We start from the raw sequence: 21,518 nt of genomic DNA on the forward strand, positions 1-21,518 counted from the left end.
AAAGGCCGGTACTCGACAATACGGAAACGCCGGCCTTGTGCCGGCGTTTTTCGTTTCCGGCCTTGAGGTGAGGATCAGGCTTTGCGCGCCCGCAGCCCGTCGATGAAGAGCTGTTCGAGAAACCGGGCCGCATCCTCGAAACGCCCCTCTCCCGCATAATCCTGGCCGAGCACGGCGCGCACCTGCACGTCGAAGTCGGCATAGTGCTGGGTGGTCGACCAGATCGAGAAGATCAGGTGGTATGGATCGCATTTGGTGATCTTGCCGGATCGTGCCCAGGCGCGGATTACCTCCGCCTTTTCGTCGACAAGCGCCTTCAGCGGGCCCTTCAGCTCGTCCTCGATATGCGGCGCGCCCTGCAGCACTTCATTGGCGAACAGCCGGCTTTCGCGCGGGAAATCGCGGGCCATTTCCAGCTTGCGGCGGATATAGGAGCGGATCTCCGATTCCGGATTGCCCTCCGCATCGAAGGCACGCAGCGGCTCCAGCCAGGTGGACAGGACCCGGTCGATCAGCTGGCGGTGGATCGCCTCCTTGGTACGGAAATAATAGAGGAGATTGGGTTTCGACATGCCGGCCGCCTCGGCGATCTGGTCGATCGTGGCGCCGCGGAAACCGTTCTGGGAAAACACGTCGAGCGCCGCTTCGAGGATGCGCTCCTCCTTCTCCTCCTGGATGCGCGTGCGTCTCTGCGTCTTCGCCGCCCTCGGGATGGCCATGCCTGTCCTTGCCCTCTTCCGCGTCCACCCGGCGCTTTCGAAATTCCTCTGGATTTTTCGTGATTTTCGTCTTGAGTGGCGCGGCGGAAATAGTAATGTTTTACCAAGCGGTCAAATTATCGGCGACAAGCGGAATAAACGCAATGCCGATCTTCGCATGCCCTCTTATCAGATCGGGGCGCCATGCGAAGGACCGACGGGAACGACAAGCATGCCGCCCGCAACGGGTGGACGTAAAACAGGCGAGGATGAAAAAATGGTGGCAGCACCCGGCGAGAACTTGCGCATCAATGGCGATCGTCTGTGGGACATGCTCATGGACATGGCGAAGATCGGCCCCGGCATTGCTGGCGGCAACAATCGCCAGACGCTGACCGATGCGGACGGCGAAGGCCGCCACATCTTCAAGAGGTGGTGCGAGGCCGAAGGTTTGAGCGTCGGCGTCGACAAGATGGGCACGATGTTTGCGACCCGCGCCGGCACCGATCCGGATGCGCTACCGGTCTATGTCGGCAGCCATCTCGACACCCAGCCGACCGGCGGCAAATATGACGGCGTTCTCGGCGTGCTCGGCGCGCTGGAAGTGGTGCGCACCATGAACGACCTCGGGATCAGGACGAAACACCCGATCGTCGTCACCAACTGGGCAAACGAGGAAGGCGCGCGTTTCGCGCCGGCCATGCTGGCCTCGGGCGTCTTCGCCGGCGTGCATTCGATCGACTATGCCTATGGCCGCAAGGATCCCGAAGGCAAGACCTATGGCGACGAGCTGAAGCGCATCGGCTGGCTCGGCGACGAGGAGGTCGGCGCCCGCAAGATGCACGCCTATTTCGAATACCATATCGAACAGGGACCGATCCTCGAAGCCGAGAACAAGCAGATCGGCGTCGTTACCCACTGTCAGGGCCTCTGGTGGCTGGAATTCACCCTGACCGGACGCGAGGCGCATACCGGCTCGACGCCGATGAACCTGCGCGTCAATGCCGGCCTTGCCTTCGGCCGCATCCTCGAAATGGTGCAGGCGGTGGCGATGGCCGAACAGCCGGGCGCCGTCGGCGGCGTCGGCCAGGTGTTCTTCTCGCCGAACTCCCGCAACGTGCTGCCGGGCAAGGTGGTCTTCACCGTCGACATCCGCACCCCGTCCCAGGAAAAGCTCGACCGCATGCGGGCGGTGATCGAGAAACAGGCGGCCGAGATCTGCGAACCGCTCGGCGTCGGCTGTTCGGTCGAGGCGGTCGGCCATTTCGACCCGGTGACCTTCGATCCGGTCCTGGTCGGCCGTGTCCGCGAAGCGGCCGAAAAACTCGGCTACAGCCATATGAACATCATCTCCGGCGCCGGCCACGACGCCTGCTGGGCCGCCAGGGTGGCGCCCGCGACGATGATCATGTGCCCCTGCGTGGGCGGGCTCAGCCACAACGAGGCGGAGGAAATTTCCAAGGAATGGGCGGCGGCGGGAGCGGACGTGCTCTTCCATGCCGTGCTGGAGACGGCGGAGATTGTGGTGTGAGCTGATGCGCTTTTCGGTGAACACGTCCGCATCTTTGATGGACAGTTGCTCATCTTCGATGAGCTCCCCCTCATCCGACCCTTCGGGCCACCTTCTCCCCGCTGGGGAGAAGAGGGAGTGCGCCGCGCTGGCACCTTTAAATCCACATCGTCGCATGCGAGGTTCAGGCAGGGTCGAAAACGGTAAGGCAAGAAACATCTTCTCCCCAGCGGGGAGAAGGTGGCCCGAAGGGTCGGATGAGGGGGTGCGCAGCATGCCAGCAGATGACATTACCAAACGGCGCCCCGGAAAAACAAAGCAGGCGCGCCGGCTCCGCAAGAACGAAACCGAGGAAGAATACCGCCTCTGGAGTGAGCTGCGAAACCGCCTCCTGAACGGCTACAAGTTCTCGCGCCAGGTTCCTCTTGGACCTTATGTGGTCGATTTTATCTGTCGCGAGGAACGCTTGGTCGTCGAAATCGATGGCTTCCATCACGCAGAAAGCCAACCCGATATAACCCGGAGAGGGTGGTTCAACGCAAAAGGCTACTCCGTCCTGCGCTTCTGGAACCACGAGATCACCCGTGAACGACGCGCCGTGCTGGACACGATATTAGCCGCATTGGACGGTCAAATGACCGAGCGCTGCGACACAGCACGCTACTATCCGTCAAATCTCACCGAAATTGAAAAGACAGGGGAACAACAATGACCACAGTCATCAAGGGTGGAACCATCGTCACGGCCGACCTGACCTACAAGGCGGACGTGAAGATCGACGGCGGCAAGATCATCGAAATCGGGCCGAACCTTTCCGGCGACACCACGCTGGATGCCGCCGGCTGTTATGTCATGCCGGGCGGTATCGATCCGCATGTACATCTCGAAATGCCGTTCATGGGCACCTATTCCGCCGACGACTTCGAGAGCGGCACGCGGGCAGCGCTTGCCGGCGGCACGACCATGGTCGTCGATTTCTGCCTGCCCGAACCCGGCCAGTCGCTGCTCGATGCGCTGAAGCGCTGGGACAACAAGGCGACCCGCGCCAATTGCGACTATTCCTTCCACATGTCGGTCACCTGGTGGGGCGAGCAGGTCTTCAACGAGATGAAGGCAGTCGTTTCCCATCACGGCATCAACACCTTCAAGCATTTCATGGCCTACAAGGGCGCGCTGATGGTGAACGACGACGAGATGTTCGCCTCCTTCCAGCGCTGCGCCGAGCTCGGTGCCCTCCCCTTGGTTCACGCCGAAAACGGCGACGTGGTCGCCGCCATGCAGACCAAACTGATGGACGAGGGCAATAACGGCCCCGAGGCGCATGCCTATTCCCGTCCTGCCTCCGTCGAGGGCGAGGCGACCAACCGCGCCATCATCATCGCCGACATGGCGGGCGTCCCCCTCTACGTCGTCCACACGTCCTGCGAACAGGCCCATGAAGCGATCCGCCGCGCCCGCCAGAACGGCATGCGCGTCTACGGCGAGCCCCTGATCCAGCACCTGACACTCGACGAGAGCGAATATTTCAACAAGGACTGGGACCACTCGGCCCGCCGGGTGATGAGCCCGCCCTTCCGCAACAAGCAGCATCAGGACAGCCTCTGGGCGGGTCTTGCCTCCGGTTCGCTGCAGGTGGTGGCAACCGACCACTGCGCGTTTACGACCGACCAGAAACGCACCGGCCTCGGCGATTTCCGCAAGATCCCGAACGGCACCGGCGGCCTCGAAGATCGCCTGCCGATGCTGTGGACCTATGGCGTCGCGACCGGCCGCATCACCATGAACGAGTTCGTGGCGGTGACCTCCACCAACATCGCCAAGATCCTCAACGTCTATCCGAGGAAAGGCGCGATCCTGGTCGGCGCCGACGCGGATATCGTCGTCTGGGACCCGAAGCGTTCGAAGACCATCACCGCCAAGAGCCAGCAGTCGGCGATCGACTACAACGTCTTCGAAGGCAAGGAAGTGACCGGCCTGCCGCGCTACACCCTGACCCGCGGCGTGGTCGCGATCGAGGACGGGGCGGTCAAGACGCAGGAAGGCCACGGCCAGTTCGTCAAGCGCGAGCCTTATCCTGCGGTCAACAAGGCGCTATCGACCTGGAAGGAACTGACCTCGCCGCGCAAGGTGGAACGGTCAGGCATTCCGGCCAGTGGGGTTTGAACGGGAAACCGATGTTCTTTCCGCAGAATTCCCCCCGGTGTGCCGCGGCGCGGCCGTTACCCCTTCACCAGCCCGTCCAGCTCCGGCAGCAGCACGACGCTTTCCTGTTCGTTCGGGTCGGTGCGGGCGATCACCGCCGAACAGGGCGCGTCGGAAATGTTGGCCGGCAGATGCGGCACGCCGGCGGGGATGTACATCATCTCACCGGCCGAGAGTTCGGCGCATTCCTCCAGCCGGTCGCCATACCAGGTGACGGCGGAGCCGGAGAGGACGTAGATGGCCGTCTCGTGGGTTTCATGCAGATGCGCCTTGGCCCGCGCGCCCGGCGGGATGGTGAGGAGATGCATGCAGATGCCCTTGGAGCCGACCGTTTCCGCAGCGATCCCCTCGAAATAGCTCAGGCCCTGCTTGCCGTCATAGGCGGCGCCCGGCTTCACGACACGGCAGGTGGGTTTTGATGCACTGTCCATTGGCAAATTCCTCTGTCGAACGGGATCTGCCGTCAGCATATCATGGCGGTGCGAGGACGGGAGCCGGGACAGCCGAAAAGCGCGCGCTCCCGCATGCGGCAATGATCGGTAGCTTGCTCAACGACGATATCTATACTGTACGCTTGGCAGACGGACTTGAATGGGGGACTTTCTGGAAATGTCGTTGAATACCATCTGCTTCAGCATCGCGTCGGCGGTCATTGCCGCAATGTCGATTGCCGTTCCCGCCAGGGCAGCGACCTTCCTCGACAGCGCCTATGGCAGCAAGGAAGGCTGCACCTACGCCAAGACCGGCGAATCGTCCGGCGCCGACGACTTCCTGCTGCTGAACGATGATGGCGTGACGACCTCCGTTTCCGCATGCGAATTCAAGGGCGCGGCGAAAAAGACGGCGAACGGTTTCACCATCAAGGCACAATGCGATGCCGAAGGGGAAAAAGGGCCGGAAGACACGGCGACGCTCACCAAATCCGCCAAGGGCTACACCGTCAGCTTCACCGACGGCACCAGACTGGGACCCATGCCGAAATGCCGATGAACAATGCTCCATCCTCCGTCGTCTCGGCCAAAAAGCTTGGCCTCACCTTCGAGACCAGTGACGGGCCAGTCCATGCGCTGTCGAATGTCGACCTCACGGTGAACAAGGGCGATTTCGTCTCCTTCATCGGCCCGTCTGGCTGCGGCAAGACCACCTTCCTGCGCGTCATCGCAGACCTCGAAAAGGCGACGGCCGGCGAGATCACCGTCAACGGCATGACGCCGGAAGAGGCGCGCAAGTCCCGCTCCTACGGTTACGTCTTCCAGGCGCCGGCGCTTTATCCCTGGCGGACGATCGAGAAGAATATTGCCCTGCCGCTGGAGATCATGGGCTATTCGGCAGCCGATCGTAAAGCCCGCATCGAGCGCACCCTCGATCTCGTCAACCTCGCAGGCTTCGGCAAGAAATACCCCTGGCAATTGTCCGGCGGCATGCAGCAGCGCGCCTCGATCGCCCGCGCGCTCGCCTTCGACGCCGACCTGTTGCTGATGGACGAACCGTTCGGCGCGCTGGACGAAATCGTCCGCGACCACCTGAACGAACAACTTCTGAAACTCTGGGCGCGGACGCAAAAGACCATCTGTTTCGTCACTCATTCCATTCCGGAGGCGGTCTACCTCTCCACCCGCATCGTCGTCATGTCGCCGCGCCCGGGCCGGGTGACGGACGTGATCGAATCGACCTTGCCCAAGGAACGCCCGCTCGAAATCCGCGAGACGCCGGAGTTCCTGGAGATAGCCCATCGGGTGCGAGAGGGATTGAGGGCGGGGCATAGTTATGAGGAGTAGAGCTTCCCATTCCGGTGGCCACGCCCCGAAACCTTGGAGGACCGCGGCATGAAACCCGACTCCTTCCGGAACCGCATCGTCCCCGTCCTCACCATCCTCGTCGCCATCGTCGCCGTCTGGTACGTCGCCGCCTATTTCATGAACGCGCCGTTCCAGCGCGATCTCGACCGGCGGGCGAACGTCACCTCCACCACCGTGGAATTCATCGGCAAGACCATGGTGCAGCCGAAGCCTATCCTGCCGGCGCCGCATCAGGTGGTCGGCAACGTGTTCGAGAACACGTTTCTGCGCAGCGTCACGTCCAACCGCAGCCTCGTCTACCATGCCTGGGTGACGCTCTCCTCGACCGTCCTCGGCTTCACCATGGGCACGCTGACCGGCATCCTGATCGCAGTCGGCATCGTGCATCTGAAGGCGCTCGACCGCAGCCTGATGCCGTGGATCATTGCCTCGCAGACCGTGCCGATCCTTGCAGTCGCGCCGATGGTGATCGTCGTGCTCGGCGCGATCAACATCACCGGCCTGATCCCCAAGGCGCTGATCTCCACCTATCTCTCCTTCTTCCCCGTCGCGGTCGGCATGGTGAAAGGCCTGCGCTCGCCCGAGATCATACAGCTCGACCTGATGCGCACCTATTATGCCAGCGGCGCCCAGACCTTCTGGAAACTGAGGGTACCGGCCTCGATCCCCTTCCTGTTCACCTCGATGAAGGTGGCGATCGCCGCAAGCCTGGTCGGCGCGATCGTCGGCGAGCTGCCGACCGGGGCCGTCGCCGGCATCGGCTCGAAACTGCTGGCCGCGGCCTATTACAGCCAGACGATCGATATCTGGGCGGCGCTGATCGCCGGCTCGGTGCTTGCGGCACTTCTGGTCACCATCGTCGGCATCATCGCCAAGATCGTCGATCGCTCCATGGGCGGGAGGCCGGCATGAAGCGCGTTCTTCATTCCTGGCAGGGCGCAGTTGCCCTGGTCCTTTGCCTCGTCGCCCTCACGTCCCTGCCGCTGATGGCGGAAGATGCACCCTCACCTTTCGGCACCGGCGCCATCGTCATGGTTTTCCTATTGGTTGCCGGTGCGGCGCTGGTGTCGTTCACCAAGCTCTCCCAGCCCCTCCTCGCCACGATCCTGTTCGTCGCGGCCCATCTGGCCGTCTGGCTGCTGCTCGCGGGCATTACCGGCAACGAGGGCAAGGCGACGCTTGCTTTCTTCCTGCTGGTCGCGGCCTGCTGGCTGCTCGCCTGGCGCTGCGTCACTGTGTTGTCCCACATAAGCCCCAAGTCCGGCGCCGGCGATACGTTCCTCCGGCTGCTGATTCCGGCGATCTTCGGTGCCTGGATCCTGATCCTCTGGGAAGCAGCGACGCGCGGTGCCGGCATCCCCTTCATCATCCTGCCGCCCCCGTCCTCGATCGGCGCAAGGCTCGTAAGCTCGGTGCCGATCCTCTGGGCCGACGTGCAGCAGACGATCTTCAAGGCGGTGCTGTTCGGTTATGTGGTCGGCTGCGCGTCCGGCTTCGTCGTCGCGATCCTTGCCGATCGCATCGCCTTCCTGCGCCGCGGGCTGCTGCCGATCGGCAATATGGTCTCGGCGCTGCCGATCATCGGCGTCGCGCCGATCATGGTCATGTGGTTCGGCTTCGACTGGCAGTCGAAGGCCGCGGTCGTCATCATCATGACCTTCTTCCCGATGCTGGTGAACACGGTGGCGGGGCTCGGTGCCTCGGGCGCCATGGAACGCGACCTGATGCGCTCCTACGCGTCCGACTACTGGCAGACGCTGATCAAGCTGCGTCTGCCGGCTGCCATGCCCTTCATCTTCAACGCGCTGAAGATCAACTCGACGCTGGCGCTGATCGGTGCGATCGTCGCGGAATTCTTCGGCACGCCGATCGTCGGCATGGGGTTCCGGATCTCGACCGAGATCGGCCGCATGAATGTCGACATGGTCTGGGCCGAAATCGCTGTTGCAGCGCTCATCGGATCGGTTTTTTATGGCGTCGTGGCGCTTGGCGAAAGAGCGACGACGTTCTGGCATCCGTCTAACCGCGGTGGTTAGGCGCTGAAATCCGGCCCGTTTCGGCGGGTCCGGCAAACCTCAGAGGGAAGGATAAAAAACATGAGAAAAATTCTCGTTGCACTGATGGCGGGCGCCATGTCGCTTGCCGCAGCCCAGGCGGCGATGGCCGCCGACAAGGTGACCCTGCAGCTGAAATGGGTGGCTCAAGGCCAGTTCGGCGGCTACTACGTTGCCAAGGATAAGGGCTTCTACAAGGATGAAGGCCTCGACGTCACCATCAAGCCGGGCGGCCCGGACATCGCCCCCGAACAGGTTATCGCCGGTGGCGGCGCCGACGTGATCGTCGACTGGATGGGCGGCGCGCTCGTTGCCCGCGAAAAGGGCGTGCCGCTGATCAACATCGCACAGCCCTATCAGAAATCCGGCCTGCAGATGATCTGCCCCAAGGACGGCCCGGTAAAGACCGAAGCCGACTTCAAGGGCCGCACGCTCGGCGTCTGGTTCTTCGGCAACGAATATCCGTTCTTCGCCTGGATGAACAAGCTCGGCCTCAAGACCGACGGCGGCAAGGACGGCGTCACCGTCCTGAAGCAGAGTTTCGACGTGCAGCCGCTCATTCAGAAGCAGGCGGACTGCATCTCGGTCATGACCTATAACGAATACTGGCAGGCGATCGACGCCGGCTTCAAGCCGGACCAGCTTACCGTCTTCAACTTCTCCGCCATGGGCAACGACCTGCTCGAGGACGGTCTCTACGTGATGGACACCAAGCTCAAGGACCCGAAGTTCAAGGAGACTATGGTGAAGTTCGTCCGCGCGTCGATGAAGGGCTGGAAATATGCCATCGCCAATCCGGCTGAAGCCGCCGAAATCGTCATGGACAATGGCGGCCAGGACGAAAACCACCAGAAGCGGATGATGGGTGAAGTCGCCAAGCTGATCGGCACCGGCACCGGCAAGCTCGACACCGCCACCTACGACCGAACGGTCAAGGCGCTGCTCGACCAGAAGATCATCACCAAGAAGCCGGAAGGCGCCTATACGAGCGAGATCACCGACGCCGCATTGAAATAATAATCGCCGCCGACCTACTAAAAGAGAACGCGCGGCTCCACACCGCGCGTTTTTGAAATTTTTCTCACTCAAAACATAACTAAAACTCATTCGTCTCATAAGGGCGACGGATTGATTTGTGCAACGCAAACACGTAAAAGTGCAGCGTTGATGAATCTTTCGCTGCCGGTCTTGTAACCGTTTTACGCGGCTACCACCTTGATCCGGGTCATCGTACGCTGAGGGGGCGTTACGTGACCGGAGCGGTTCCCAGCGGAATATTTGCCCCTTACCTTCAGTTTGAAAGTAACCGCATGTTTCGCAAGTTTACCAAGTCTGCCGGTATCCCGGCTCTTCGCCTTGCACTCGGCGCCAGTATCGCGCTTGCCGCGGTCTCCGCATTGATCCCCAATTCTGCCGTTGCGCAGGACGCGGCGGCGCCGGCCCCGGCGCAGACGGAAATCAAGCTGCCCTCGATCATTGTCACGGAAGCGGTCGAAAAGCCGCTCATCGACCGCGTCATCGCGACCGGCACCGTCAGGCCCGTCGAGGAAGTCTATGTCCAGCCGCTTGTCGAGGCCCTGTCGATCAAGACGCTGAATGCCGATGTCGGCGACGAGGTGAAGGCAGGCAGCGTGCTCGCCACGTTGAACGAGGACGCGCTGATCCTTGAGAAAAGCCAACTGCAGGCCAACAAGGCAAAAGCTGAGGCCGGTCTTGCGCAATATAAAGCGCAGGTGATCGAGGCCGAAGCCAACCTGGCAGACGCCAAGCGCCAGCGCGACCGCACGCAACGCCTGAGCCAGAGCGGCACCAGCACGGTTTCGCAACTCGAACAGGCAAACGCGCTCGTTGAGGTATCCGACGCCAAGCTGAACGCCGCCAAGCAGGCGGTGGCGGTCGGACAGTCCGATATCAAGGTGGTGGATGCGCAGATCGACGACATCAATCTGAAGCTCGCCCGGACCGGCGTGAAGGCGCCCGTCGCCGGCGTGATCTCGGTGCGCAATGCCAAGGTCGGCGCCATCGCCAGCGGCACCGGCAATCCGCTCTTCACGATCATCAAGGATAGCGCAATCGAGTTGGTCGCCGATCTTTCCGAGACCGACATCCAGAAGATCAAGGCCGGCCAGAAGGCGATCGTCACGGTCGCCGGCGGCAAGGTGAAGATCGAGGGCAAGGTTCGGCTCGTCTCCCCGACGGTCGATCCGGTGACCCGCCTCGGGGCGGTCCATATCGTCATCGACGACAAGAGCGGCGCGCGCTCGGGCATGTATGCCAGTGCCGAGATCGTCATCGCCGAGACCAATGCCCTGGCGCTGCCGCTCTCCGCCGTCACCACCGGGCGGAACGGTTCCACCGCCCGCAAGGTCGAGGACAATGTGGTCAAGCAGGTGAAGATTGAAACCGGCATCCAGGATGGCGGTTTCGTGCAGGTCGTCAGCGGCCTTACGGCCGGTGACATTGTCGTTGCGAAGGCCGGCGCCTTCGTTCGGGACGGCGACAAGATCGCCCCGGTCCCGGCCGAACCCGCCACCATCGCGAACTGAGGTTGAGCCGCATGAACTTCTCCGCCTGGTCGATCCGCAATCCGATTGCGCCGCTGCTCGGTTTTGCCCTGCTGCTTGTTGTCGGCATTCAGTCGTTTTACGCGCTGCCGATCACCCGTTTCCCGAATATCGACGTTCCGGTCGTGTCGATCACCGTCACGCAGAGCGGGGCTGCCCCCGCCGAGCTGGAAATGCAGGTGACGAAGGAGATCGAGGACGCCGTTGCCTCGATCAGCGGCATAGACGAAATCCAGTCGACGGTGACGGACGGGCAGTCGCAGACGGTCGTCGTTTTCCGCATCGAAAAGCCGACCGCCGAGGCCGTGCAGGACACCAAGGACGCGATCGACAAGATCCGCAGCGACCTGCCCGCCGGCATCGAGGAACCCGTCGTCACCAAGGTCGACGTCGAAGGCCAGGCTATCCAGACATTCGCCGTCTCCTCGCCGAACATGACCCTCGAGGAACTCTCCTGGTTCGTCGACGACACGGTCAAGCGCGCCCTGCAGGGCCAGGCCGGCGTCGGCCGTATCGACCGTTACGGCGGCTCCGATCGTGAGGTCCGGGTATCGCTGAACCCCGCCAAGCTGGATGCCTACGGCATTACCGCTGCCGATGTCAGCACCCAGATGCGCGGCACCAACGTCGATCTCGGCTCGGGCCGCGGCCAGGTGGCCGGCAACGAACAGACGATCCGCACGCTCGGCGATGCCCGCAGCGTCGCTCAGCTTGCCGACACGACCATCACGCTGCCCAACGGCCAGTTCGTCAAGCTGACCGAACTCGGCACCATCACCGACACCTATGAAGAGCCGAAGTCCTTCTCGCGCTTCAACGGCACGCCGTCGGTCACCTTCGCCGTGTTCCGCGCCAAGGGCGCAAGCGAGGTCTCGGTCGCCGAAACCGTCGCCACCAGCCTCGACGAAGTGCGCAAGGCCAATCCGAACGTCGCGATCGAAATGGTCGACGACTCGGTCTACTTCACCTACGGCAATTACGAAGCGGCCCTCCACACGCTGGTGGAAGGCTCGGTCCTCGCCGTCATCGTGGTGTTCCTGTTCCTGAGAAACTGGCGCGCGACGCTGATCGCAGCGGTCGCCCTGCCGCTGTCGGCGATCCCGACCTTCTGGATCATGGACCTCATGGGGTTCTCGCTGAACCTCGTAAGCTTCCTGGCGCTGACGCTCGCGACCGGTATTCTCGTCGATGACGCGATCGTCGAGATCGAGAACATCGCGCGGCATATCAAGATGGGTAAAACACCCTACAAGGCCGCGCTCGAAGCCGCCGACGAAATCGGCCTCGCCGTCATCGCCACCAGCTTCACGATCATCGCCGTGTTCGTGCCGGTGTCGTTCATGCCGGGCGTTCCGGGCCAGTACTTCATCCAGTTCGGCCTGACCGTCGCTTTCTCGGTGTTCTTCTCGCTCGCGGTTGCGCGACTGATCACGCCGCTGATGGCCGCCTATCTGATGAGCCCCGAAGACGGGATGGAAGACCATCACGACAACGATGGCTGGATCATGAAGGCCTATACGCGCCTTGTCACCGGCACGACCCGCCGCTGGTACTGGCGTTATACGACGATGCTCGCCGCGATCGGTTTCCTGATCGGCTCCGTGATGCTGCTATCCCAGGTCCCCGGCAGCTTCCTGCCGCCGGACGATTCCTCGCGCGTCGTGCTGTCGGTGGAATTGCCGCCGAATGCGACGCTCGACGAAACGGGCGCCAGCACCGACGTCATCTATAACGCGGTTCGCCATATCGACGGTGTGGAGAGCGTCTTCATCCTCGGGGGAGCGTCCCCGAAGGGCGACCTCGAACTGCGCCGCGCAACCGTGCGCGTCATCCTGGAGAATATCGATCATTCGCTGGTCAAGACCCTGGTCAACAAGGGCCTGGGATCGATCCCCTTGATCCGCGACGTCGTGCCGAGATTGAAGGAAAATGGCCGCACGCGTCCGCAATGGGATGTCGAAAAGGACATTTTCGCCGCCGTCAGCTCCATTCCGGACGTGCGGATATCCAAGGTCAACGACCGCGCCGAGCGCGACCTTTCGTTCAACTTCCTCTCCACCAACGAGGCGGACCTGAACGACGCCGTCAGCATGCTGGAATCGAAGCTGCGGGCCTCGCCGGTCCTTTTCAACGTCTCCTCGGAAGGCGCCCTGCCCCGTCCGGAACTGCAGATTCGGCCGCGTATGGCGGAGGCTTCGCGCCTCGGCATCACGCCGCAGCAGATCGCAGAGACGGTCCGCGTCGCAACCATCGGCGATGTCGATGCCAACCTTGCCAAGATCTCGCTCGACGACCGGCAGATCCCGATCCGTGTCCAGGCTTCGCTCGACGTCCGGCGCGATCTGGCCTCGATCCGGGCGCTCAAGATCAAGACCGCCGCAGGTGCCAGTGTGCCGCTCTACAACGTTGCCGACATCGACTATTCGGAAGGTCCGAGTTCAATCAAGCGCAATGACCGCAACCGCGTCGTAGCGATCGGCTCCGACGTGCCCTTCGGCACCGCGCTGGATACCGCATCGGCCGAATTCAAGCGGATCGTCAGCGAGACCGAGTTGCCGAAGACGGTTCGTCTGGCCGAAAGTGGCGATGCCAAGGTGCAAGCCGAAATGCAGCAGAGTTTCGGCAACGCGATGCTGATGGGCCTGATGCTGGTGCTCGTGGTGCTGATTCTGCTCTTCAAGGATGTCATCCAGCCCTTCACCATCCTGTTCTCGCTGCCGCTTGCGATCGGCGGCGTGGCGGTGGCGCTGATCATTACCCAGAACGCGCTGTCGATGCCGGTCCTGATCGGTATCCTGATGCTGATGGGCATCGTCACGAAGAACGCCATCCTTCTGGTGGACTTCGCGATCGAAATGAAGCGTCAAGGCCTGGAACGGGTCCATGCCATGGTGGAAGCCGGCCGCAAGCGCGCCCGTCCGATCATCATGACCTCGATCGCCATGTCTGCGGGCATGCTGCCCTCGGCGCTCGGCGTCGGCGAAGGCGGCTCCTTCCGTGCGCCGATGGCGATCGCGGTGATAGGCGGCATCATCGTCTCGACGGTGCTCTCGCTTCTCGTCGTGCCGTCCTTCTTCCTGATCATGGACGACCTGTCGCGCCTGCTCGGCAAGATCTTCGGCCGCATGGTCGGCAAGAAGGAAGAGGAGGACTTCGGTCTTTCCAACGAGGAACTCAGCCAAGAGGCTCGCAAGAACGCGCAGTCGATCGCGTCCCTGGAAGAACGCCTCAACCAAATGGAACGGCAGACGAGCGCCAACGACGATCGTTCTCCCGGTGCCCAAGCCAGCAGCAAGGTGCTGCGCCTGCCGCCGCTGGCCGCCGAATAACCCCATCTCCGAACCGTATTTTCGACAACGCCGGGCCCCTGGGCCCGGCGTTTTTCGTTGGAACAGGCCAACTCGCGGAGATTGCAGAAAAAAATTACAGATTTGATCGATGTCAAATTCAGATTTCATGAACCTGTTATTTTAGCGATATCGGGAATGCGCGGCGGTTCAGGTTATGGAAGAGACGGCGGACATGATGAACAGCAATTTCAAGCTCAACAACAGGGACCGGGCCGTCCTGATGAAGACGCCTTTCCTGACCAGTCTGACCGGCAATTCTCTCGTCCGGATGATGTCGACCATGAGTGTCGTCAGTCTGACGAACCGCAAGTCGATCTTTCGCGAGGGCGAGGATGCCGACGCTTTCTACTGCGTTCTCAGCGGCTACGTACGACTCTACCAGCTCAATCGTGACGGCCGCGAGGCGGACATCCGTATCTGCAGCCCGGGCGACACGTTCGCCGAATGTCTTCTCTATGGCGGCACCAAGTACCACCATCATGCCCAGACGGCCGAAGCTACGACGCTTGCCCGCTTCGACATGCAGGCGGTGCGGGACCTAGCCGAACAGGAGCGGGATATCGCCAAGGCGGTGATCACCTCGCTCTCGAAACACCTCATAACCACCATGGACTGTGTAGCCAACGACAGGTTGCATACGGCACCGCAGCGGGTGGCAAATTATATCCTGACCCGGTGCCCGGTGGACGGCGGCCCGGCGTCCATTCGCCTGCCTTTCCAGAAGAACCTGCTCGCAGGCATGCTGGGATTGGCTCCCGAAGCGCTCTCCCGCGCATTTTCCACTCTCCGGCGGACCGGAGTGACGGTGCGCGGGCGCGTGATCCAGGTCGGCGACGTGCAGGCCTTGCGCGAAATCTGAAATTCGAGGGAAAGCGAGACCGGCCGGGCGGGTCCGGGCTCTCTTTGGATGCATGCTGCGACACTGGCGGCGGGACCGCGGCATGCGGACAAGGCCGGTGGCTTCGAGGAGCCACCGGCCTCGATTCTTTAAAGCCCGCCCTGCTCCTTTAGGAACCGGACCACATGGTCCACGCCGACGCCGCGCTTCAGGTCGGTAAACAGATGCGGCTTGGCCTCGCGCATGCGATACGCGTCCCGGTCCATCACGTCGAGATCGACGTCGACGTAAGGCGCGAGATCCTTTTTGTTGATGATCAGCAGATCGGAGCGGGTAATGCCGGGACCGCCCTTGCGCGGAATTTCCTCGCCCTGGCAGGTGGAGATCACATAGATGGTGATGTCGGCAAGATCGGGCGAAAAGGTCGCCGCGAGATTGTCGCCGCCGGATTCGATGAACACCACGTCGAGGTCGGGTATACGCTCGTTCAGGCCCGCGATCGCCTGCAGATTGATCGTCGCATCCTCGCGGATGGCGGTATGCGGGCAACCGCCGGTCTCGACGCCGACGATGCGGTCCGAAGACAGAGCCTGCATACGCACCAGCGCCTCGGCATCTTCCTTGGTGTAGATGTCGTTGGTCACGACCGCGACGGAAAAATCCTCCCGCATCGCCTTGCAGAGCTTCTCGGTCAATGCCGTCTTGCCCGAGCCGACAGGGCCGCCGATGCCGACGCGCAGAGGTCCATTCGTCGATTTCATGTGTCGTCCTTTCATTCTTTCATGTCCCAGCTTAGGCCCGCTTTCAGGAGCGGAAAAGCCGCGAATGCTGTGTTTCATGCCGGAGAGAGGCGATTTCCGCCTGCACTGCCGCGCCGCCGAGACCGTCGAGTGTCGTCCGGCTGGCCTGCTCTGCAATCTGGCTGACCAGGTCCTCGATGTCCGCAAGCACGGCCACCCCTTCCACCTGCCCGGAAACCCCCAGCCTGATACCGGCAGACACCGATTGCGAGACGGCGGCATGCAGATAGGCGGCAAGCGCCTGGGCCGCCGGCACGCCATGCCCTGCCGCAATCGCACCGACTGCGACGGGGAAGGGCACGGCCGGCGGCAGGCGGTCGAGAACCGAATGAGGCCATGCGGATGCCGCCGCGGCGAACGCCTTGCCGAGCGACAGCGTCTCCGCGTGGCGCTCTGCTGAGCCGGCAAGCGCCAGCCCCAGTTCGGCTGTCTCCTTCAACGCAGCCCCGTCCTCGAACCGCCGCCAGGCTTCGCCGAGCAGCACGGCGTCGTTCCACAAGGCGCCGTGCCGCAGCAGGCTCGACAGCCAGGCGATCAGCCCCGCCGCATCCTTGACAAGGCCATCGTGCACCGCCCGTTCGAGCCCGCCCGAATAGGCGAAACCGCCGATCGGGAAGGCCGGCGAGAGCCAGGCCATCAGCCTCAGAAGCACCTTGGTGTCGAGGTTGGTCACGAAGGTTCAATGTCCATGATGGTCGTGGCCGTGAGAACCATGCGAATGATAGGCGCCACGGGCCGGCTGGAAACCTTCCTCGACCTCGGCAACCGTGGCGCCCAGCCCTTCCAGCATCGCCCGGATGACATGATCGCGCAGGATGAGGATACGCCCCTCCTCGATCTGCGCCGAGAGATGCCGGTTGCCGAGATGCCAGGCGAGTTCGATCAGATGCAGCGTATCGCGGCCCTTGATTTCGAAGAGCTTTTCGGGGGCTGCCTGCACCTCGACCGTGTCGCCGTTGTCGAGCACCAGCCGGTCGCCATGATGAAAGAGCACAGCCTCCTTGAGGTCGAGCATCACCATCTCGCCATTGGAGAGATGCAGCAGCTTGCGGCGCAGATGCCGCAGATCATGAGGCAGCGTGACGATATCGACTGGTGGGTCGGTGACCACGCCGGCCGGATGATAGGAATGGACGTGCTGCATGGAAAACTCCGGGATCAATTGAAAAGCTTGAGGGATAGCGTAAGCGTCTGCGGCAGCGGATTCCAGAGGCCGGTGCGCAATCCGGCGGCACGAAGTGCCGCGGCGGCCCAGGTGTTGCAGCCGGCAAACGCGTTGAAGTAGCCATTCGCCTCGAAGAACCGGTCATTATCGCCATAGCCCGCCTCCGGCACCACAGCCACCTCGCCTGCCTGACGGCTGAAGCTCGTCTGGATGAACGCCAAAAGCCGCTGGAATTCCGCCGCCTCCAGGTCGATCGGCATCACCGCCGGATGGCTTTCATCGATCCCGCCGGCAACGTCCACATGCATGACCGAACTGTCGATCGTCAGTGCCCGCAATACCGGAATCGGCTTCAAGTCCGCCCAGGTCGGCGTTTCAAGATAGAAGGCCCGCCCACCCCAACCGAGCACCAGCCATTCCGCACCGGGACTGGCAACGGGGATTCCGGACCGCCCCAAAAAAGCAAAGGCGTCGCGGGTATCTTCAGCGAGCGGAATGGCAATGTCCGTGTGGATCGGGTTGGAAAGAACCAGAATGCGCCTTTGCGCCACCGGTTCCGCCGCCCGGCTCGGCGCAAACAGCGGCCGCGGGATGAAGGTCCCGACGGCCCCCGCGACAACCACGAACAGAACCGCGGCAAGGAGCCAGCGCAAGAACGTCTTCATCAATGGGCTCCGAGGTGCCAGCGCCTCAGAACAGGAAATAACGTTGCGCCATCGGCAGCACGGTCGCAGGTTCGCAGGTGAGCAACTCGCCGTCGGCCCGCACTTCGTAGGTCTCCGGGTTGACCTCCACATGCGGCGTCAGCGAATTGTGGATCATCGAGGCCTTGGAAATGCCGCCTCGGGTGTTTTTGACCGCCACCAGCTTCTTCGCGACGCCGAGACGCTGGGCAAGACCGCCATCGAGCGAAGCCTGGCTGACGAAAGTGACTGACGAATTGGTGCGCAGCTTGCCGTAGGCGGCGAACATCGGACGGTAGTGCATCGGCTGCGGGGTGGGGATCGAGGCGTTCGGATCGCCCATCGGCGCCGCCGCGATCGAACCGCCGAGCAGCACCATTTCCGGCTTTACGCCAAAGAAGGCCGGGTTCCAGAGCACGAGATCCGCCCGTTTGCCGACCTCGACCGAACCGATCTCATGGGAAACCCCATGGGCGATGGCCGGGTTTATCGTATATTTGGCGATGTAGCGCTTGACGCGGAAATTGTCGTTATTGCCGGTTTCTTCCTTCAAGCTGCCGCGCTGGCGCTTCATCTTGTCGGCGGTCTGCCAGGTGCGGATCGCGACTTCCCCGACGCGGCCCATGGCCTGGCTGTCGGACGAGATGATCGAGAAGGCGCCAAGATCGTGGAGGATGTCTTCGGCAGCAATCGTTTCCTTGCGGATGCGGCTTTCGGCAAAGGCGATGTCTTCCGGGATCGACGGCGACAGGTGATGGCAAACCATCAGCATGTCGAGATGTTCGGCGAGCGTGTTGACCGTATAGGGCCGGGTCGGGTTGGTGGAAGACGGGATGACGTTCGGATTGCCGCAGACCTTGATGATGTCGGGCGCGTGACCACCGCCCGCCCCTTCCGTATGGAAGGCGTGGATAGTGCGACCCCGGATGGCGGCGACGGTATCCTCGACGAAGCCGCTCTCGTTCAGCGTATCCGTGTGGATCATCACCTGCACGTCGAAGGCGTCGGCAACCGTCAGGCAATTGTCGATCGCGGCCGGCGTCGTGCCCCAGTCCTCGTGCAGCTTCAGGCTTGAGGCACCGGCGAGGATCATCTCCTCGAGTGGAGCCGGCAGCGAGGCATTGCCCTTGCCGGCCAGCGCCAGGTTCATCGGGAAGGCGTCGAAGCTCTCTATCATCCGCTCGATATGCCAGGCGCCGGTGCAGGTGGTGGCAAGCGTTCCATGCGCCGGGCCGGAGCCACCGCCGAGCATGGTCGTGACACCGCTCATCAGCGCCTCCTCGATCTGCTGCGGGCAGATGAAGTGGATATGCGCATCCATGCCGCCGGCCGTCAGGATCTTGCCCTCGCCGGCAATCGCCTCGGTAGACGGGCCGACGATGATCGTCACGCCCGGCTGGGTATCCGGATTGCCGGCCTTGCCGATCGCGTGGATACGGCCGTTCTTCAAACCGACGTCAGCCTTGTAGATGCCGGAATGATCGACGATCAGCGCATTGGTGATGACGGTGTCGACGGCGCCTTCCGCCCGCGTCGCCTGGCTCTGGCCCATGCCGTCGCGAATGACCTTGCCGCCGCCGAACTTCACCTCTTCGCCATAGATGGTGAAATCCTTCTCCACCTCGATGAAGAGCTCGGTATCGGCAAGCCGCACCCGATCGCCCGTGGTCGGACCGAACATGCTGGCATAGGAGGCGCGGGACATCTTGTGGGGCATGGGATGGACTCCATTACGACAACGGTTGCGGTGTTTTATGCAAATTGGTCGCGTCAGCCGGGGGCGGGGGCAATTCTACGACTCTCTCGGGCAGCGCCCTTATGAGCGCGCGCGTCATGCTTGCCAAATCGTTGGCAATATACAGGCGCTCGCCGGCATTCACGAGGAATTCATCGGGCAACGAACGGAACAGCCGCAACTGGACGGTCACACTTCTGTCGGCACTGTCGTGGACGTGTTCGTATTTATAGGTGTAGCCGGCTGTTTCTGCCGCTTTGACGACATATTCCAGGCGCTTACGGATCTCCTCGTCATCCATTGAACCGATGGCGAGAAAATAGGAAACCACCATTCTCTTGACATTCACCTGAACATACAGACGCTGGTCGAGGCCGTAGGCGAGGACTCGGTATTGGCAATAGTGGTTGCCGTCATCGTATTTGATGAGAATCCTTGTCCTCGATGACACAGGTTTCGCGGAGTAGGAAGCATCAAGCTCCCGAAAATCGTCCTCGTCGCAATCAACGATACGCAACGCCTCGGGAATTTCCTTCATCAGATAGGTTGCCGTGCGCTCCTTGAGAAACGCCACGCCGACACTGAATTTCGTATAGAAGATCAGTGCGATGACACTGAGACCCGCCGCACATGTCTGGGCAAGTGTCAAAGCGGTCGTCACGAGACTCGCATCGACGCCGGTCAACAGCGAGAACAAGACAACCGATATCGAGAGCAGGAAGATGAAGAAGGCAAGAACCGTTATGATAACCTTCGCGCGACGGGGAATATAGACTATGTGTTCGCTATTCATCGGACGCTTCGCTCAGCATGTTCCGCATCAATTCCCCATCGCCTCGGTCAGCTCTTTCAATTCGGCGGTGCGCTTGCGGGTCAGGTCCGCCTGGCATCCTGAAATCAGCATCGGTTCCATCGAGCCGCCATGGGCCTGGAAGCCGAAGGAGATGCACTGAGCATCGCGATAGGCGACCCAGGCGCGCTGGGCTTTCACGAGCGCATCCTCGGCCCCCTTGAGATCGGCCGAACTATCCGTGTCCCAGTTTTTCATCGCCTTGCGGGTTGTCTGGTATTGGGCGTTCAACGCCTTGTCGGCTGCATCAAAATCCCGCTGCGAGCAGATGTTCATCTCCATCTGTGTCTTAGGGTTCTTGCAATTGGCCTTCGGCTCCTGGGCAAATGCCGGCAGGGCGCAGAACCCCAGGCAGACGGCAGCAGCCATGAAAACGGATTTCACAGCGCACCCATGATCTTCTGCTGGAAACCGTAGACTTCGCGCTTGCCCGAGAGGGGGATCAGCGTCACCGAGCGGGTCTGGCCGGGTTCGAAACGCACCGCGGTTCCGGCCGGGATATCGAGCCGCATGCCGCGCGCCTTGTCGCGGTCGAAGGAAAGCCCGTTATTGGTCTCGAAGAAATGGTAATGGCTGCCCACCTGTACCGGCCGGTCGCCGGTATTAGAGACCTCGATAGACACGGTCGGAGCACCAGAATTGAGCTCGATTTCGCCTTCTGCGGCAATCACTTCACCGGGAATCATGAATCTCTCCTTCAAGCCGCCTTGGGCGCGCAGCCCTCGGCCTTGAGAACACGTTTGGTGGATGCCGGATTGCTTAGCAGTGCGGCCGCCGGACGCACCGGCCGGCGCACCAGCTCGCCTGAACAATTCGGGCAGGTGCCTTCCAGCACGTCGGTCGCACAATCGGCGCAGAACGTGCACTCGAAGGTGCAGATCATTGCTTCGCGGCTGTCCGGTGCAAGGTCCTTGTCGCAGCATTCGCAGTTCGGGCGCAGTGCCAGCATGGGCCGCCTCCTCAGCGGATCGGTTCGTGCACGGTGACGAGCTTGGTCCCGTCCGGGAAGGTCGCCTCCACCTGCACGTCGTGGATCATCTCGGCGATGCCTTCCATCACCTGATCGCGGGTGACGACATGCGCGCCGGCTTCCATCAGGTCGGCGACCGAGCGGCCGTCGCGCGCGCCTTCCACCACGTAGTCGGTGATGAGCGCGATCGCTTCCGGATAGTTGAGCTTGACCCCGCGTTCCAGCCGGCGGCGGGCGACGATCGCCGCCATGGAAATCAGCAGTTTGTCTTTTTCTCTGGGCGTCAGGTTCATGGGGTTC

General features: G+C 62.1%; 23 protein-coding genes. 11 read left to right on the forward strand and 12 right to left on the reverse strand.

The window, feature by feature from the left end; genetic code table 11:
* Nucleotides 1-74 precede the first annotated feature (74 nt).
* Nucleotides 75-719 carry an HTH-type transcriptional regulator RutR gene (rutR, locus tag GQ59_RS01615; RefSeq protein ID WP_007773843.1) on the reverse strand — a complete coding sequence of 215 codons (645 nt, stop codon included), beginning with the start codon at nucleotides 717-719 and terminating at the stop codon, nucleotides 75-77.
* A 256-nt stretch (nucleotides 720-975) separates the two neighbouring features.
* On the opposite strand from rutR, the gene GQ59_RS01620 reads away from it, so the two are divergent.
* The 3 genes from GQ59_RS01620 to hydA are packed head-to-tail and all read left to right on the forward strand — an operon-like array spanning nucleotide 976 to nucleotide 4,371.
* Nucleotides 976-2,229: a Zn-dependent hydrolase gene (locus GQ59_RS01620; RefSeq protein ID WP_037076690.1), complete on the forward strand. Its 1,254-nt coding sequence runs from the start codon at nucleotides 976-978 to the stop codon at nucleotides 2,227-2,229.
* Nucleotides 2,230-2,287: 58 nt separating this feature from the next.
* Complete coding sequence (locus tag GQ59_RS01625) at nucleotides 2,288-2,920, forward strand: endonuclease domain-containing protein (protein WP_152564217.1); 633 nt, start codon at nucleotides 2,288-2,290, stop codon at nucleotides 2,918-2,920.
* A complete protein-coding gene (hydA, locus tag GQ59_RS01630; protein ID WP_037076693.1) occupies nucleotides 2,917-4,371 on the forward strand; it encodes a dihydropyrimidinase in 1,455 nt (484 codons plus the stop codon). Before GQ59_RS01625 ends, hydA begins: the two co-directional genes overlap by 4 nt.
* Before the next feature lie 56 nt (nucleotides 4,372-4,427).
* Here hydA and GQ59_RS01635 read toward each other — a convergent pair whose 3' ends face one another.
* The gene (locus tag GQ59_RS01635) at nucleotides 4,428-4,841 is read right to left on the reverse strand and encodes a cupin domain-containing protein (RefSeq protein ID WP_037076696.1); all 414 of its coding nucleotides are present in this window, start codon (nucleotides 4,839-4,841) and stop codon (nucleotides 4,428-4,430) included.
* A gap of 178 nt (nucleotides 4,842-5,019) precedes the next feature.
* On the opposite strand from GQ59_RS01635, the gene GQ59_RS01640 reads away from it, so the two are divergent.
* The 8 genes from GQ59_RS01640 to GQ59_RS01675 all read left to right on the forward strand — a co-directional run bounded on the left by GQ59_RS01640 (nucleotide 5,020) and on the right by GQ59_RS01675 (nucleotide 15,036).
* Nucleotides 5,020-5,400: a hypothetical protein gene (locus tag GQ59_RS01640; RefSeq protein ID WP_152564186.1), complete on the forward strand. Its 381-nt coding sequence runs from the start codon at nucleotides 5,020-5,022 to the stop codon at nucleotides 5,398-5,400.
* Entirely contained in the window at nucleotides 5,397-6,188 is a 792-nt protein-coding gene (locus GQ59_RS01645; protein WP_037076700.1) for an ABC transporter ATP-binding protein, read from the forward strand. Before GQ59_RS01640 ends, GQ59_RS01645 begins: the two co-directional genes overlap by 4 nt.
* Before the next feature lie 48 nt (nucleotides 6,189-6,236).
* Nucleotides 6,237-7,121: an ABC transporter permease gene (locus tag GQ59_RS01650; protein ID WP_037076704.1), complete on the forward strand. Its 885-nt coding sequence runs from the start codon at nucleotides 6,237-6,239 to the stop codon at nucleotides 7,119-7,121.
* Nucleotides 7,118-8,245 carry an ABC transporter permease gene (locus GQ59_RS01655; RefSeq protein ID WP_037076707.1) on the forward strand — a complete coding sequence of 376 codons (1,128 nt, stop codon included), beginning with the start codon at nucleotides 7,118-7,120 and terminating at the stop codon, nucleotides 8,243-8,245. The genes GQ59_RS01650 and GQ59_RS01655 overlap by 4 nt, the downstream gene beginning before the upstream one ends.
* A 60-nt stretch (nucleotides 8,246-8,305) precedes the next feature.
* Complete coding sequence (locus tag GQ59_RS01660) at nucleotides 8,306-9,280, forward strand: ABC transporter substrate-binding protein (protein ID WP_037076711.1); 975 nt, start codon at nucleotides 8,306-8,308, stop codon at nucleotides 9,278-9,280.
* A gap of 293 nt (nucleotides 9,281-9,573) precedes the next feature.
* Nucleotides 9,574-10,809, forward strand: a complete 1,236-nt coding sequence (locus GQ59_RS01665) for an efflux RND transporter periplasmic adaptor subunit (RefSeq protein WP_084682935.1) — start codon at nucleotides 9,574-9,576, stop codon at nucleotides 10,807-10,809.
* Nucleotides 10,810-10,820: 11 nt separating this feature from the next.
* Complete coding sequence (locus GQ59_RS01670; RefSeq protein WP_037076714.1) at nucleotides 10,821-14,156, forward strand: efflux RND transporter permease subunit; 3,336 nt, start codon at nucleotides 10,821-10,823, stop codon at nucleotides 14,154-14,156.
* 196 nt (nucleotides 14,157-14,352) lie between these two features.
* Nucleotides 14,353-15,036: a Crp/Fnr family transcriptional regulator gene (locus GQ59_RS01675; RefSeq protein WP_037078064.1), complete on the forward strand. Its 684-nt coding sequence runs from the start codon at nucleotides 14,353-14,355 to the stop codon at nucleotides 15,034-15,036.
* A 128-nt stretch (nucleotides 15,037-15,164) separates the two neighbouring features.
* Here the strand turns inward: GQ59_RS01675 and ureG are convergent, their stop codons facing one another.
* From ureG to GQ59_RS01725, 10 genes are read right to left on the reverse strand one after another with little or no spacing between them, the layout of a single operon-like run.
* Nucleotides 15,165-15,776 (reverse strand): urease accessory protein UreG, encoded by a 612-nt coding sequence (gene ureG, locus GQ59_RS01680; RefSeq protein ID WP_037076715.1) that lies wholly within the window; start codon nucleotides 15,774-15,776, stop codon nucleotides 15,165-15,167.
* A 43-nt stretch (nucleotides 15,777-15,819) separates the two neighbouring features.
* Nucleotides 15,820-16,452, reverse strand: coding sequence for an urease accessory protein UreF (locus GQ59_RS01685; protein WP_051903780.1), 633 nt, complete (start codon nucleotides 16,450-16,452; stop codon nucleotides 15,820-15,822).
* A gap of 42 nt (nucleotides 16,453-16,494) precedes the next feature.
* The gene (gene ureE, locus GQ59_RS01690) at nucleotides 16,495-16,959 is read right to left on the reverse strand and encodes an urease accessory protein UreE (RefSeq protein WP_037076719.1); all 465 of its coding nucleotides are present in this window, start codon (nucleotides 16,957-16,959) and stop codon (nucleotides 16,495-16,497) included.
* A gap of 14 nt (nucleotides 16,960-16,973) precedes the next feature.
* A complete protein-coding gene (locus GQ59_RS01695; protein ID WP_037076722.1) occupies nucleotides 16,974-17,645 on the reverse strand; it encodes a TIGR02117 family protein in 672 nt (223 codons plus the stop codon).
* A gap of 25 nt (nucleotides 17,646-17,670) precedes the next feature.
* Nucleotides 17,671-19,380: an urease subunit alpha gene (gene ureC, locus GQ59_RS01700; protein ID WP_037076726.1), complete on the reverse strand. Its 1,710-nt coding sequence runs from the start codon at nucleotides 19,378-19,380 to the stop codon at nucleotides 17,671-17,673.
* A gap of 13 nt (nucleotides 19,381-19,393) precedes the next feature.
* Nucleotides 19,394-20,191 carry a hypothetical protein gene (locus tag GQ59_RS01705; protein ID WP_037076730.1) on the reverse strand — a complete coding sequence of 266 codons (798 nt, stop codon included), beginning with the start codon at nucleotides 20,189-20,191 and terminating at the stop codon, nucleotides 19,394-19,396.
* 27 nt (nucleotides 20,192-20,218) lie between these two features.
* The gene (locus GQ59_RS01710; protein WP_037078067.1) at nucleotides 20,219-20,617 is read right to left on the reverse strand and encodes a lysozyme inhibitor LprI family protein; all 399 of its coding nucleotides are present in this window, start codon (nucleotides 20,615-20,617) and stop codon (nucleotides 20,219-20,221) included.
* 11 nt (nucleotides 20,618-20,628) lie between these two features.
* On the reverse strand, nucleotides 20,629-20,934 hold the full coding sequence (locus tag GQ59_RS01715) for an urease subunit beta (protein ID WP_037076732.1): 306 nt from the start codon (nucleotides 20,932-20,934) through the stop codon (nucleotides 20,629-20,631).
* An 11-nt stretch (nucleotides 20,935-20,945) separates the two neighbouring features.
* Nucleotides 20,946-21,197, reverse strand: coding sequence for a DUF1272 domain-containing protein (locus GQ59_RS01720; RefSeq protein WP_037076734.1), 252 nt, complete (start codon nucleotides 21,195-21,197; stop codon nucleotides 20,946-20,948).
* Nucleotides 21,198-21,208: 11 nt separating this feature from the next.
* On the reverse strand, nucleotides 21,209-21,511 hold the full coding sequence (locus GQ59_RS01725; protein ID WP_007773806.1) for an urease subunit gamma: 303 nt from the start codon (nucleotides 21,509-21,511) through the stop codon (nucleotides 21,209-21,211).
* Nucleotides 21,512-21,518: the final 7 nt, after the last annotated feature.

Origin of the sequence: Neorhizobium vignae (genome assembly GCF_000732195.1) — a bacterium.
Taxonomy (GTDB): Bacteria; Pseudomonadota; Alphaproteobacteria; order Rhizobiales; family Rhizobiaceae; genus Neorhizobium; species Neorhizobium vignae.

Coding starts and splice junctions, on each gene's coding strand:
- hydA (WP_037076693.1), top strand. CDS start 2,917: ATGACCACAGTCATCAAGGGTGGAACCATCGTCACGGCCGACCTGACC.
- GQ59_RS01725 (WP_007773806.1), bottom strand. CDS start 21,511: ATGAACCTGACGCCCAGAGAAAAAGACAAACTGCTGATTTCCATGGCG.
- GQ59_RS01670 (WP_037076714.1), top strand. CDS start 10,821: ATGAACTTCTCCGCCTGGTCGATCCGCAATCCGATTGCGCCGCTGCTC.
- GQ59_RS01720 (WP_037076734.1), bottom strand. CDS start 21,197: ATGCTGGCACTGCGCCCGAACTGCGAATGCTGCGACAAGGACCTTGCA.
- GQ59_RS01620 (WP_037076690.1), top strand. CDS start 976: ATGGTGGCAGCACCCGGCGAGAACTTGCGCATCAATGGCGATCGTCTG.
- GQ59_RS01660 (WP_037076711.1), top strand. CDS start 8,306: ATGAGAAAAATTCTCGTTGCACTGATGGCGGGCGCCATGTCGCTTGCC.
- GQ59_RS01640 (WP_152564186.1), top strand. CDS start 5,020: ATGTCGTTGAATACCATCTGCTTCAGCATCGCGTCGGCGGTCATTGCC.
- GQ59_RS01705 (WP_037076730.1), bottom strand. CDS start 20,191: ATGAATAGCGAACACATAGTCTATATTCCCCGTCGCGCGAAGGTTATC.
- GQ59_RS01695 (WP_037076722.1), bottom strand. CDS start 17,645: ATGAAGACGTTCTTGCGCTGGCTCCTTGCCGCGGTTCTGTTCGTGGTT.
- rutR (WP_007773843.1), bottom strand. CDS start 719: ATGGCCATCCCGAGGGCGGCGAAGACGCAGAGACGCACGCGCATCCAG.
- GQ59_RS01675 (WP_037078064.1), top strand. CDS start 14,353: ATGAACAGCAATTTCAAGCTCAACAACAGGGACCGGGCCGTCCTGATG.
- GQ59_RS01655 (WP_037076707.1), top strand. CDS start 7,118: ATGAAGCGCGTTCTTCATTCCTGGCAGGGCGCAGTTGCCCTGGTCCTT.
- GQ59_RS01710 (WP_037078067.1), bottom strand. CDS start 20,617: ATGGCTGCTGCCGTCTGCCTGGGGTTCTGCGCCCTGCCGGCATTTGCC.
- GQ59_RS01635 (WP_037076696.1), bottom strand. CDS start 4,841: ATGGACAGTGCATCAAAACCCACCTGCCGTGTCGTGAAGCCGGGCGCC.
- GQ59_RS01650 (WP_037076704.1), top strand. CDS start 6,237: ATGAAACCCGACTCCTTCCGGAACCGCATCGTCCCCGTCCTCACCATC.
- GQ59_RS01685 (WP_051903780.1), bottom strand. CDS start 16,452: ATGGCCTGGCTCTCGCCGGCCTTCCCGATCGGCGGTTTCGCCTATTCG.
- GQ59_RS01625 (WP_152564217.1), top strand. CDS start 2,288: ATGAGCTCCCCCTCATCCGACCCTTCGGGCCACCTTCTCCCCGCTGGG.
- ureE (WP_037076719.1), bottom strand. CDS start 16,959: ATGCAGCACGTCCATTCCTATCATCCGGCCGGCGTGGTCACCGACCCA.
- GQ59_RS01715 (WP_037076732.1), bottom strand. CDS start 20,934: ATGATTCCCGGTGAAGTGATTGCCGCAGAAGGCGAAATCGAGCTCAAT.
- ureG (WP_037076715.1), bottom strand. CDS start 15,776: ATGAAATCGACGAATGGACCTCTGCGCGTCGGCATCGGCGGCCCTGTC.
- ureC (WP_037076726.1), bottom strand. CDS start 19,380: ATGCCCCACAAGATGTCCCGCGCCTCCTATGCCAGCATGTTCGGTCCG.
- GQ59_RS01645 (WP_037076700.1), top strand. CDS start 5,397: ATGAACAATGCTCCATCCTCCGTCGTCTCGGCCAAAAAGCTTGGCCTC.
- GQ59_RS01665 (WP_084682935.1), top strand. CDS start 9,574: ATGTTTCGCAAGTTTACCAAGTCTGCCGGTATCCCGGCTCTTCGCCTT.